This window comes from Bifidobacterium apis (assembly GCF_036986835.1).
Lineage (GTDB): Bacteria > Actinomycetota > Actinomycetes > Actinomycetales > Bifidobacteriaceae > Bombiscardovia > Bombiscardovia apis_A.
In genome coordinates this window covers 171,303-183,531 of sequence record NZ_BTXD01000001.1, presented here as the reverse complement: position 1 = coordinate 183,531, position 12,229 = coordinate 171,303, and the positions used below count along the sequence as shown (strand labels likewise).

General features: G+C 60.7%; 9 protein-coding genes. 6 read left to right on the top strand and 3 right to left on the bottom strand.

Going from position 1 to position 12,229, the window contains the following annotated elements; genetic code table 11:
• Window positions 1-12: 12 nt before the first annotated feature.
• Both AACP62_RS00690 and AACP62_RS00685 read right to left on the bottom strand, forming a co-directional pair.
• On the bottom strand, window positions 13-1,101 hold the full coding sequence (locus AACP62_RS00690) for a TadA family conjugal transfer-associated ATPase (RefSeq protein ID WP_339345679.1): 1,089 nt from the start codon (window positions 1,099-1,101) through the stop codon (window positions 13-15).
• Window positions 1,098-1,979, bottom strand: coding sequence for a CpaE/TadZ family protein (locus AACP62_RS00685; protein WP_198205783.1), 882 nt, complete (start codon window positions 1,977-1,979; stop codon window positions 1,098-1,100). Before AACP62_RS00685 ends, AACP62_RS00690 begins: the two co-directional genes overlap by 4 nt.
• A gap of 671 nt (window positions 1,980-2,650) precedes the next feature.
• Here AACP62_RS00685 and AACP62_RS00680 point away from each other — a divergent pair.
• The 5 genes from AACP62_RS00680 (at window position 2,651) to AACP62_RS00660 (ending at window position 10,112) form a co-directional block, all read left to right on the top strand.
• Window positions 2,651-4,897 carry an RNA degradosome polyphosphate kinase gene (locus AACP62_RS00680; RefSeq protein ID WP_339345678.1) on the top strand — a complete coding sequence of 749 codons (2,247 nt, stop codon included), beginning with the start codon at window positions 2,651-2,653 and terminating at the stop codon, window positions 4,895-4,897.
• A 61-nt stretch (window positions 4,898-4,958) separates the two neighbouring features.
• On the top strand, window positions 4,959-6,038 hold the full coding sequence (locus AACP62_RS00675; protein ID WP_339345677.1) for an NUDIX hydrolase: 1,080 nt from the start codon (window positions 4,959-4,961) through the stop codon (window positions 6,036-6,038).
• A gap of 13 nt (window positions 6,039-6,051) precedes the next feature.
• The gene (locus AACP62_RS00670; RefSeq protein ID WP_044097783.1) at window positions 6,052-6,747 is read left to right on the top strand and encodes a hypothetical protein; all 696 of its coding nucleotides are present in this window, start codon (window positions 6,052-6,054) and stop codon (window positions 6,745-6,747) included.
• Between the two features lie 248 nt (window positions 6,748-6,995).
• Window positions 6,996-7,634, top strand: a complete 639-nt coding sequence (upp, locus tag AACP62_RS00665) for a uracil phosphoribosyltransferase (RefSeq protein ID WP_015022561.1) — start codon at window positions 6,996-6,998, stop codon at window positions 7,632-7,634.
• A gap of 390 nt (window positions 7,635-8,024) precedes the next feature.
• Window positions 8,025-10,112: an FtsX-like permease family protein gene (locus AACP62_RS00660; RefSeq protein WP_198187819.1), complete on the top strand. Its 2,088-nt coding sequence runs from the start codon at window positions 8,025-8,027 to the stop codon at window positions 10,110-10,112.
• Here the strand turns inward: AACP62_RS00660 and AACP62_RS00655 are convergent.
• Window positions 10,081-11,163, bottom strand: a complete 1,083-nt coding sequence (locus tag AACP62_RS00655; RefSeq protein WP_198219555.1) for a glycerophosphodiester phosphodiesterase family protein — start codon at window positions 11,161-11,163, stop codon at window positions 10,081-10,083. The genes AACP62_RS00660 and AACP62_RS00655 overlap by 32 nt on opposite strands.
• Window positions 11,164-11,344: 181 nt before the next feature.
• Here AACP62_RS00655 and AACP62_RS00650 point away from each other — a divergent pair, with 181 nt between their 5' ends.
• Window positions 11,345-12,205, top strand: a complete 861-nt coding sequence (locus AACP62_RS00650; protein WP_198219556.1) for an aldo/keto reductase — start codon at window positions 11,345-11,347, stop codon at window positions 12,203-12,205.
• Window positions 12,206-12,229: the final 24 nt, after the last annotated feature.

Sequence of the window (12,229 nt, the reverse complement as noted above, 5' to 3'; positions counted from 1 at the left end):
CATCCACCTCGACTACGGAGTGCTCGCAGAGGCACTTGTCACAATGCCCCACCGCCTGGCAAACTTCGACCAAGCCGTTCCATAAGTAGCGGCCCCTCGACCAGCCCAGGTGCAGACAGTCTCCCCAAGAAGCCGACCGTCGGCGGCAGTTGTCAGTCGGCCAATCTGTGCGATATGTCTATGGCCGCCGGAACGTTCCAGATGGATAACGACGTCAAACGCCCCTTGGGCCAGAGCCGCCAGCGCCCTCGGCTGCAACCCCGCCAGTAACCCCAGAGTCGCCAGCCTGGATGGAACGCGTTCCACATTGTCGGCATGCAGAGTCGCCATGCCACCCCGATGACCAGAATTGAAAGCCCTCAGCAAATCAGCTATCTCCTCTCCCCGGCACTCGCCCAGGATGATCCGATCAGGCCGCATGCGCAGTGTGGCCTTGACCAAATCGACCAACCCCACGCCTCCTGCCCCTTCAACGTTGGACTCTCTGACAGCCAGTGAAACCATATTTCTATGTCCGGCAATACGACCAAGCTCTCGGACTTCCTCCACGACGACCAGCCGTTGCTCCTGTGGACACATGCCAAGCAATGCCCGCAGGAGTGTGGTCTTGCCGGCACCTGTGCCACCAGTCACCAGGATGCTGGCCCGATTGACCACCAGCGCCCGAAGAATGAATAGCCAGCTGGCGGGACACAGCCCGGCAGCAGCCAACTCCTCCAGATCGGGCGGGTGCCTGTTGGGAAGCCTGATGGAAATGGCAGCGCCCTCGGGAACAAGCGGGGCAAGCACGGCGTGGACCCTGATCCCCTCCCTGCTGGAAGCGTCGGCCATGGGACGAGCATCATCCAGACGACGCCCCAGCTGCGCGCATAACTGCACAGCAAAGTCCCTCACTGCCCGAGGGCCTGTGAATCCAGGCCGAAGCAGAACCTCCTCCATGCCCGAGCCCCGGTCGATCCAAACATCACCCTGCCCGGTCACCGCGATGTCAGTCACCGCAGGATTGCTCACCAGCCCATCCAAATAGCCGAAAGTGGGAGGCTGAGCCGAATCATCATCTGGGAATGAACCTTCAAGGCTTTCCCCACTCCCCTGGCTCATCTGACAGCCTCAGACCGAGTCAATCCGCGAGAAGATATCAGATCTTCCCTTCCTTCGCCGACGACGACCATTCCCGCGATCCGCTCCACCAGGGGTCGAAGGGCCCTGCAGTAAGCACGAGGGACTCGTTCCAGGCCACGACCATCCAAAACGGATGCCGACAGCTTCGGCTGTGGCTTGAGGACCACATCCACCGATCGACCTAGAAACTCCTCTGCCTGCTCCAGGTCGACACCATGGCCGACCCTGTGCTGGGTGGGCATCATCCCAATCAGAGCCATGGGGGGCCTGCATGAAATCAATGGACTGTCTTGGGCTTGAGCACCGGCATCCCTGCGGTCGTTCAAGGTATGGATAAGTGCCTTCGCCCGCGCAAGGCCCAGTACGGTCATGTCCACCATCAAGAGCGAAGGCAGTCCCTTCAGCGAGCGCAGATTACCCAGACCCTGGCCCCGACCGGCATCGATCAGCAAGAGATCAGCAAATCCAGCCACCGCGTTGACGGCCGCATCCACATCCCACCAGCCCTGTGGCGGAGCACTCCAGGGATCGTTGCTGAGCAGCGGGATGCCATCCCAGACCGGCAGCTCTTCACGGAGAGCCTGGGGATCCACCCGGCCCAGGGGAGCGCGGATCCGTCCCAGCCGCATGCCAGGCGCCCCCTCGATACCGACCAGGACATCCATCCCTCCGCCAGCCAGGTCCAAATCCACTAGAGCACATGACAGGGCCATCTTTCGAAGCTGTTTGGCCATCAAGGCCGCCATGGTCGTCAGTCCAATGCCTCCAGAAGCCGAGAGAAAGACCAGTCCGGTCACAGCGGACCCATACTCGGCTTCTGAGCCACTCCGCCAGATGCTGGCATCTTCGCCCGCCATCCTCCCTGGTCGATGTTCCGGGAACAATCCGGCTGAGCTAAAGGCGTGAGGAGTCCATTCGTGCTCCCGCCCTTTCACGCTGTCTTTTATCATCTTCCGCGGTTCGCCTACGCTCATTCCAGTCATGGTTACCAGTACATCCGCCCCCTGGCATCAGCACCAGCCCCCGGAGCTAATGTGGTCGAATGACCCTATGCCTCCACATCGCTTCGCTCCCTCTGTGCACAAATGCATCAATATCACGACACGCCTGAAATTGCAGCATTTTTAAGCCTATGCCCATGAAAGGCCACAGATAATCACATGGAAGCAACAGATTCCTCCAAACCTGGAGTATTCGACCTGCCGCAATGCACGCAATCGCACAAAAAGCCAAGCCGGTAACCTTCTCCGCTCAAACACGATCGGCATGCTTGCCGTCGGCCTCAAAACTGGCATATTAGCTTATACAAGGACGGTTCAAGAGCACGGAAGCCCACAAAGTGTATGGCCACTAGGACCGATACGTTGGACGGGTATATAAGACTTGACCGTTGCAACGATGATGTTGTGCAGAGATTCCATCTGGATCGACCTTGTGGGAACGGCCTCCTGCGGGGGGCCGTTCCTATTTATCCACAAGCTTTATCAACGATTGCAGAGGACGGCACCTGGGAATAAAGTGCTATGGTATGGTTCAGAAATTTGACGCACCCTCCAAGGCCTTGCTACGCAGCCAGATTGCGGAGCATATTGCCGAGACCGACGGCCAGGCACGGCATGTATCCAGGCACTCGGATCACCCGGTCTCGCCCTTGCCTGAGGACCGCTATTTCGACCGGGAGCTGAGCTGGCTCAAATTCAACAAGCGCGTGCTTGAGCTGGCCGAAGACGAGAGCGTGCCCTTGCTGGAGCGCGCCAACTTCGCCGCAATTTTTGCCAGCAATCTTGATGAGTTCTTCATGGTTCGCGTGGCGGGTCTGAAGCGTCGCGTGGACACCGGTATTGCCGTGACGGCAGCAAGCGGAATGAGCCCTCGTCAGCAGCTGAGAGCCATCTCCGAGCAGGCGCACAAGCTTCAGGACGAGCATGCCCACTATGTCATCGACCACATCCTGCCGGACCTGGCCGCCGAAAGCATCATCCTGCTGAGCTGGACACAACTGAGCAGCCAGGAGCAGGAACGGCTCACCAACTTCTTCCGCAACCAGGTCTTCCCGGTCTTGACCCCGCTGGCCGTCGACCCGGCACACCCCTTCCCCTATATCTCAGGCAACTCCCTGAATCTGGCGGTCCTGGTGGAGAACCCGACCTCGGGCAAGACCCACTTCGCCCGCGTCAAGATTCCCGACAATCTCTCCCGTCTGGTTCCTGTTGACGATCTGACCGATGAGGAGGGCCGGGAGGAGCGCTATGGGTTCATCACCATGGAGAACCTGATCATCGCCCACCTGGAATACCTCTTCCCAGGCATGATCATCAAGGAGGCCCGCTCCTTCCGCGTCACCCGCAACGAGGATATTGACGTCGAGGAGGACGACGCCGAAAACCTGCTCAACGCCATGGAAAAGGAGCTGCTGCAGCGGCGGTTCGGACCGCCCATCCGCTTGGAGATTTCCGACTCCGCTTCTCCCTTCCTCTCCCAACTGCTGGCTAGCAAGCTCCGGGTCAACCAGGAGGAGGTCTATCGGCTGCCTGCCCCCTTGGACTGCACGGTCCTGTTCGAGCTGCAGTCCATAGACCGGGACGACCTCAAGTTTCGCCCCTTCATACCCACCACCAACCGACAGATAGCCGAGGTGGAATCCAGCCAGGCCCAGGACATCTTTGCCGCCATCCGCGAGCATGACATCCTCCTCCACCATCCCTATGACTCCTTCTCCACCTCGGTCCAGGCCTTCCTGGAACAGGCGGCGGCCGATCCACGAGTGCTGGCCATCAAACAGACCCTCTACCGGACCTCGGGCAACTCGCCCATCATCAACGCCCTGGTGGATGCCGCACACGCCGGCAAGCAGGTTCTGGCTCTGGTCGAGATCAAGGCCCGATTTGATGAGGAGGCCAACATCGCCTGGGCTCGTCAGCTGGAACGGGCCGGCGTCCATGTAGTCTACGGGATCGTGGGGCTCAAGACCCACTGCAAGCTCTCCCTGGTGGTCCGTCAGGAGCAGGACGGCCTGCGTCGTTACTGCCACGTGGGCACCGGCAACTACAACCCCAAGACCGCCCGCCAGTATACCGACCTGGGTCTGCTGACCTGCGACCCGGTGGTGGGACAGGACCTTACCCGGCTCTTCAACCAGTTGTCAGGTTATGCGCCAAAGTCCTCCTTCCACCGCCTGCTGGTAGCTCCGCGCACTGTCCGCTCCGGGCTGCTACAGCGGATCGCCCGCGAGGAAGAGACTGCTCTGAACGGCAAGCCTGCGTGGATACGAATCAAGGTCAACTCCCTGGTGGACGAAAAGATCATCGACGCCCTCTATCGGGCCAGCCAGGCCGGGGTCCGCATTGACATTGTGGAGCGCGGCATCTGCGCCCTGAAGCCAGGCGTGCCCGGGCTGAGCGAAAATATCCGAGTCCATTCCATCCTGGGGCGGTTCCTGGAGCATAGCCGCATTTTCGCCTTCGCCAACTCACAGGGCCCCCAGATTGGCGAGGGCCCCCTGGCCGGGCCAGAGGTCTGGATAGGTTCTGCTGACCTGATGCACCGCAACCTGGACCGCCGCGTGGAGGCGCTGGTCCGGATCACTGCGCCCGAGCAGGTGCAGGGACTGATCGACTATGTGGATTTGCAGATGGCTGACACCACAAGCTCCTGGCACATGCAGCCCGACGGCACCTATGTGCGCCACAGTCGAGATGATCAGGGCAGGCCTCTGGTCGACTCGCAGGAGTACCTGATTGACCGTCACTCCCGAACCCCCAGGGCCAGGCGATGATGATGCCCCTTCAGGCCGTCAGGTCCGCCGTCGGGGCGGATGATCGGGATGGCACCCGACCATGAGCAGGACGGTCGAGGCAGCTGGAGCCATCATCTACCGGTGGCGCACAAGCTTCCAGGGATGGATGAAATTCAGCGACGACGGCCGAGCAGCCCCAGGAGCCAGCCCCCGATCCGACCTTGATGACCTGGAGCTCTGCCTGGTCCATCGTCCCAAGTACGACGACTGGAGTTGGCCCAAGGGCAAGCTGGAGAACCGTGAGACCCACATGCGGGCGGCCGTGCGCGAGGTCGGCGAGGAGACAGGTTGTCTCGTCCGGCTTGGCCCATACCTGGGGGATGCCGAATATCCCCTGAACAACGAGGGTCGACGCCGGGGCGGTAAGGGCGGCAGACTCAAACATATCTGCTACTGGATGGCCACACAGACCGACCCGGACCACGCCGCCGGTCAGAGCGCACTGCTGGGCCCCATCCACCGGCCTGATTCCAGAGAAGTCGACCAGATACGCTGGGCCGGAGCCTCCGAAGCCCGAAAACTATTGACCCACCCCAGCGACAGAACCATACTGGACGCCTTCGTGGACCGGGTGGAGCAGGGCGGCATCCGGGCTCGTCAGCTGATCATCGTCCGTCACGGCAAGGCAGTGGCCCGTAAGGAGTGGACAGGCAAGGACGCGGATCGTCCTCTGACCCCCAAAGGCGCCGGCACCTCCTACGCCCTGGCTCGGGAACTGGCCTGCTTCGCGCCCGACCGCCTCCTGTCCTCCCCCTGGATCCGCTGTGTGCAGACATTGCGACCCTACGCTGACGAGGTAGGCCTGTCCATGGAGATGGTGGCCTGCCTGACGGAGTCCTCCTACCACCGCCGCCCCGAACAGGCCCACAACTGGCTGGACAGGCAGATGGCCGACCTGTTGACAGGCAACCAAACGACCATGATCTGCATGCATCGCCCGGTCCTGGGAGGTATCTTTGAAAAGCTGCGCGGGTTGTGCTCCAGCGGATCGCTGTCCAAACGGCTGCCTGACGACTCCCCCTTCATGCCCACCGGCAACGCCGTCGTCCTCAGTCTGACCGGCGACCCCAATCATCCGACCATCATCGACATACAGAAGGTGACTCCCATTGTCTACTGACAGCAACTCCAGAATCGGCTCATCCTCAATCCGCTCTTCCCGCACGGGATTCGTGGCTTCCGGCACCGGAGCATCCCGACCCTCACGCCCTGGCCAGCTGGACCCGGCCATCGCCGACCAGCTCTCCGGAGGAATGGATCCGCAGCAGATCAGCGAGATGAGCCATGTATCAGCAGCCTCCCTGCTGGACCGGGTCCACCACAGCACCGACCCCGCCATCGTCAAACGGGTGCTGACCCTGGTAGACCGTGAGGGCGTGGATATAGTGGCCGAGCTCTGGAGCGACAGTGATCCCGACTCTCTGCCAGGCATCCTTTGGCGGCTCTACATGCTTCGCAGCTGGATGCGTAAGGACGCTGATGGAATCAGTCGTCTATGGCGGCTGGGCGAGCCCACCGACACTGCTGCATCAGCCATCGCCGGCGTCGATCAGGCCCCGGAGGCCGACGACATCATCCGAACCGCCGACTCCATCCTCTCCGGAGCTTTCACCGGAGACTTCGCCATAGCCCTGGAACGGGCCGGAGCATTCTGCGATGTTATCGCCCGCGGCATCAAGACCACCATCCGGGACGCCCAGAGCCGTCAGCTGGACGGCCAGGAGGCCAAGGAGGTCGACGCGGCACAGCGCACCGTCAACTCCCTCAACCAGACGGCCCGTGACTTCATGCGGGGCGCATCGCTCTGGCGGCGGGGACGGCTGGAGTAGAATCCGCCACCCTTTCATGCCGGAAGCGTAAGCGCGCCGTGAGCACAGATCAGACCCCGGCATGCCCTACAATGGGGACTGCGTCGGACCATGGCTAAGCCCCGGGCTCCGTTTGTTGCCGCTGCGAGCGGCGTTTGCGCCGACAGGCGCTTGCATGGTTCGGCGTTTTCATTTTCATTCCCAAATCGAAGGCAGCATGGCTTGCCGGTCGCTACCAGAAGCCGACCCGCTGAGCTACGCTGAGAGGTATGGAACTTCACGTACTGGAACACCCGCTGATCGAGCACAAGCTGACCGTATTGCGGGACAAAAACACCCCTTCCAACACCTTCCGCGAGCTGATCAGCGAACTGGTCATGCTTGAGGCCTACGAGGCCACACGCAATCTGGACATCGAGGACCACCCCATCGAGACCCCGGTCGCTCCCATGGTGGGCAAGAAGCTCTGCTCCCCGCGCCCCATGGTGGTTCCCATCCTGCGCGCCGGACTGGGCATGCTTGACGGCATGACCCGACTGCTGCCTACCGCTGAGGTCGGATTCCTCGGTCTCAAGCGCGACGAGAACACCCTGGACATCATCACCTACGCCAACCGCCTGCCAGAGGACCTCTCCGGTCGTCAGTGCTTCCTGCTGGATCCCATGCTGGCCACCGGCGGTACCCTGATCGCCGCCACCAAATACCTGGCCGAGCGCGGGGCCAAGGACGTGACCTCCATCAACATTCTGGCCGCTCCTGAGGGCCTAAACCGCCTCAAGGAGGAGATGGACCCCTCCATCAACCTCAAGGTGGTGGTCTGCGCAGTCGATCAGAAACTGAACGAGCACGCCTACATCGTGCCCGGCCTGGGCGATGCCGGCGACCGTCTTTACGGCGTCATCGACTGACCTGACGAACTGACGGAGCACGGACCCCATACCTGACAAGGACCCGAATCCTGCACGATTCGGGTCCTTTTTTCAACGGTGTTCAATGTCCTTTCCGGCGGATGCTGCCTAAGATAGGCAGGCTTCACTCTCCTACCTCGTCTGCAAGGATAGGCTCGGGTATGAAATCGTCGCTATAGAAACTGCCGACTCTGCAATGCCATGGAGCTTAGCGAACCAGTCATCACATCTATAATCCTCCCGCCCTCCATCCTCTTGCCTCTTACACTCACCTTTCGCACGAGAATGCCTAATCGCTGATTGCCACCCTGGTTCTCCCCTGGTCTGACCCTGAAAACACCCTGAGTGGGCCTTCGCCCGGTGTTGCAATAGGAACAGCAGCATTCAAGGGTGAGAAAGGAGCACACCATGGAGGGCAAGTCCCTTTCCCTAGGTAGATCAATCACAGGAACCGGTGCCTCAGGACCGATGGGTGGGGGCGGCTCGCAAACCGCAGGTCGGACCAGGGTACGCACTCCTGGCCTGGCCTCCCTGGTGCGATCCTTTCTGCATGAGCATCGGTCCTCCTACACGGTCATGGTCCTGGCGGTCATGGCCGCTTCGGTCCTTACCAGCGCCTGGGTCCAGGTAGCCATTGCCGCTCGGAAGGGCGACGGAATGCCGGATACACGCGCAATGAATTCCTACGATCGCGCTATGACCCTGTCCTTACAAGACGGCGCTTCACAAATATCCATAGGGTACGCCTGCATATGTGGGTTCGTCTCCATCTTCCTCGTCATCACTTCTGTGGGGTTCCTGATCGAGCGCCGTCGTCGCGAGTATGCCATGATGCGGCTTTCAGGCGCCTCTCCCAGGACCGTGAGATTCATCTCCCTACTGGAATTCATGATTCCGGTAGGTTTGGCCGCCCTCCTGGGCAGTCTGGCGGGATGCCTGCTGGTGCCAGCATTCGCCAAGTCCCTGATCAACTCAGGCCTCGAAGCGCTGGAAATGAGCGCGCATCCACACCCCATGGGAATTATCTTCGCTTTCGCTGGGATACTCCTGGCAGGCCTCTTAGGAACCTGGTTCGCCGCCAGGAGGATTACCGCGATCTCTCCCATCGAGGCCCTGCAGGACTCCGAGAACCGATCGGGGACCAAGTCAATTGGTCCTCTTCGCCTGATAATCGCCCTGGCCGGCCTGGCTGGAGGACTGGCCATGGTCTATCACCGCTTCAATGGCATGGACATTGAAATCCAGATTCTGGCCTCGACCGGATGTTTGCTGGTCATCATCGGCGCCCTGGCTCCTGTCCTGGTTCCGGCCTGCGCCAACCTGATCGGCATCCCCTTCCAACTGGCCTTCCGAGGCGCCGGTCTTCTGGCGCGCCAAAGGGCGCGAAAGGAGAACCGGAGCTCCACCGCCGTAGCAGTGCCGATCATACTGATGCTGGTCATCGTAACCGGATTTATAGCCCTGGGACGGTCCAGCTGGGCGCAAGAAGCCATAAGCCGGTATAAGCCGGTCGCTGCCGAAGTCATGGTCACAACAGATACCAAAGACACCAGGGATTTGGACCGGCAACTTCGCTCGTCCGCAGATGTAGGATCCGCCGTCACCTACAGCAAAGAATCTTGGAGAAGAGCGGGCAACACAGACAGCAAAAGCGATGCACCTTTCATCAGTGCCATGCACATCAACAAAAGCGGCAAGGCGCTTGACACGATCAGTCCTGCTTTCATCACAGGCTCGGCTGCAGACCTGGGAGCAGGTAAGGTCGCCATATCGAAAGGCCACAGTCAGGAAAAGAATCCCCTCGGACGCACGCTGACCTTAATCGACAAAAACGAAAAGCGTCACACGCTGACCATCACCGCCATTGTTGACATGACACCGACAGGGCAGACAGGCGAGTACCTGATCATGGATGACAGCCTGTCACAACTGGCTCCCGACGACCGTGGGTTGACTACCTTAGTCAGGACCGCTCCCCGAGTCCAGACAAACGATTTGATCAGTAAGCTCAACGCTTCATGGGACAGCAAGGGCATCAAGGCTTGCACCAAGAAGGAGTACATTCGTTCCGACATCCAAAGGTCACAGAAGGTGCAGCGGGCCATGCCCCAGATAGCGAACGGGGCCATCGTCCTGACGGCCATATTCCTGATCCAGGCATGCGCCATCGCAGTCAATGAGCGTCGCCAGGAGAATCGGAGAATGCAGGCTGCCGGTGTTTCACGTGGAACATTGGTCTGCTCCTCGGTTTGGGAGTCAGTAATCGATGCTCTTTCGGCCATCCTGCTTTCAGCCCTGGCCATGGCGGGGGTGCTGGCCGTCATCTTCCACCAGTTGTCCGGCCAGATAGACATGAGCGTCGTGCCTCTCCCCTACGGCTACTTCCTGACCATGGCCCTCTGGGCGATAGGCCTGGCTGCTGCGGCCTCAGGCCTGTACAGCTGGTTCAGCTCTCGGGCAGATACGATTCGAAGATGATGCCGTCGAAGTCCGGGCTGGCCGCCTCCTGCGCGCGCTCGGAACGGACGGTCCAGGCGATGGGCGTCCCACCCAGGAATCGATAGAGCCGCATGGGCATTGAGTGCCCGCTGTGCCACTCGCAGGCCACGAAGTCCGGCCGCCCCAGCCAATTGAAGAGGAGGGACCCGGCCATCCAGCGCACAGCCGAGGAACATGTGTCTACGCGACCGTGGTAGGGGGCGACCAGTTGTCCCCTAGTGACGCCTGGGTGGTGAACCCGATACCAGGCAAGGGCCAGGACATTGAAGGACTCAATCACATAAGGACCCTGGTATTGAGACAGGAGGGCATCGGTGCGGTGCATAAGCTCCCGATCCAAGCCCCGGTCCATCTTGATCTCGACGACCAGGGGCACCCGGCCATCCACCAGAGCGAGCACATCAGACAGAAGAGGCACATGCTGCACTTCAGAATCGTCGAGACTCTCGTCCTCTCCCTCCGTTTCGGGACCGCCATCGTGGTCGGCAGAACCCGGAATCTCTTCCACGGACTCAAAAGCCTGGGCTGGGCTTGGGCACAGGGGAATCCTCCGCAGCTGATCGTAGGTCAGGTCCGCAACTGCTCGATTGACACCAGCCACCCGCCGCAGATCTCCATCGTGGATGACCACCACCTGGCCATCACGGCTGAGATGGACATCCAACTCAATCCCGTAGCCGGCCCTGCAGGCCGCTTCGAAGGCAGCCAGCGAATTTTCGGGCGCCACCACCCGATGGGGATTGGCCGGAGCCGAAGCGTGCCTACCTAGGGGTTTAACAGACGCAACCTTCAGGCAATCATGAATACGGTGCAAGTAGGCGGTCTGTTCAGCGTCGGGATTGGTCGTCTCCATCCCCGAGCCAGCATCGTGCAGACCCCTATGAGCATATGGATGCAGCGACAGTCCAGCAGGCTTTCTTCGGCCCGCAACCACCGAAAGGCCAGGAGCCAGGGCCCAGCACCAGGCTCCAAAAACCCCGAATCCCAGACCCAGTGCGACCTTGCCGGCCAATCGTGCTTTGGACCCCATCATCGCCTCCAGCCATCAGCTACTTCACTACCCACGCTAGCATCGCAGGAGGCCGGACGCGCTTTGCCGGCTTGACTTCAAGCTGCTTCAAGGCCTTATCCTTGAACAAGCAGATTAGAGAGGCATGCCCCGCCTTTAACCAACTCCGTCAAGCAATCTGCCAAGAAAGAAGCACAATACCATGCAGAACGATTCATCCACTGCCGTCCCGTCCGTCAAGCTCAACAACGGCGTCCTCATGCCCATGGAGGGCTTCGGCGTCTACCAGATCGCCGACCTGGACGAGTGCCGCCGCTCGGTTCTGGATGCTCTGGAAACCGGGTACCGGGCCATCGACACGGCTCAGGCCTATGGAAACGAGCAGGCCGTCGGAGATGCCCTGGCCCAGAGCGGCCTCGACCGCGACCAGGTCTTCCTGACCACCAAGGTCTGGATCACCAACTACGGGTACGACAAGACCAAGGCCTCGATCGAGGAGTCCTTGAAGAAGCTGGGGACTGACCACCTGGACCTGGTCCTCCTTCACCAGCCCTTCAACGACTACTACGCAGCCTGGCACGCCCTTGAGGATCTCTATGACCAGGGTGTTCTGCGGGCCATCGGAGTCTCGAACTTCTATGCCGACCGCTATGTGGACCTGGTCAAGTTCAACAGAATCGTCCCGGCCGTCAACCAGCTGGAGACCCACGTCTTCCACCAGCGCCCCCAGGAACGCACCTACATGGACAAGTACGGCACCCGGATCGAATCCTGGGGACCCTTCGCCGAGGGCCGCCAGGGTATGTTCACCAACCCGACCCTGACCGAAATCGGACAAGCGCACGGCCGGACCGCAGCCCAGGTGGCCCTGCGCTTCCTGGTCCAGGACGGGGTCATCATCATCCCGAAGACCACCCACCGCGAGCGCATGCGCGAGAACCTCGACATCTGGGACTTCCAGCTCAGCGACCAGGAGATGGACCGGCTGCGTGCCATGGACACCGGCAAATCCGCTTTCATGAACCATGAGGATCCTGAAACCGTTGAGGACTTCGCCGGCTGATTCAGCATCAGAGAGTATCTGTAT

What these genes read in the sequence shown, in the direction of transcription:
- upp (WP_015022561.1), top strand. Translation starts at nt 6,996, where the DNA reads ATGGAACTTCACGTACTGGAACACCCGCTGATCGAGCACAAGCTGACC.
- AACP62_RS00680 (WP_339345678.1), top strand. Translation starts at nt 2,651, where the DNA reads ATGGTTCAGAAATTTGACGCACCCTCCAAGGCCTTGCTACGCAGCCAG.
- AACP62_RS00685 (WP_198205783.1), bottom strand. Translation starts at nt 1,979, where the DNA reads ATGGCGGGCGAAGATGCCAGCATCTGGCGGAGTGGCTCAGAAGCCGAG.
- AACP62_RS00690 (WP_339345679.1), bottom strand. Translation starts at nt 1,101, where the DNA reads ATGAGCCAGGGGAGTGGGGAAAGCCTTGAAGGTTCATTCCCAGATGAT.
- AACP62_RS00655 (WP_198219555.1), bottom strand. Translation starts at nt 11,163, where the DNA reads ATGGGGTCCAAAGCACGATTGGCCGGCAAGGTCGCACTGGGTCTGGGA.
- AACP62_RS00675 (WP_339345677.1), top strand. Translation starts at nt 4,959, where the DNA reads ATGAGCAGGACGGTCGAGGCAGCTGGAGCCATCATCTACCGGTGGCGC.
- AACP62_RS00650 (WP_198219556.1), top strand. Translation starts at nt 11,345, where the DNA reads ATGCAGAACGATTCATCCACTGCCGTCCCGTCCGTCAAGCTCAACAAC.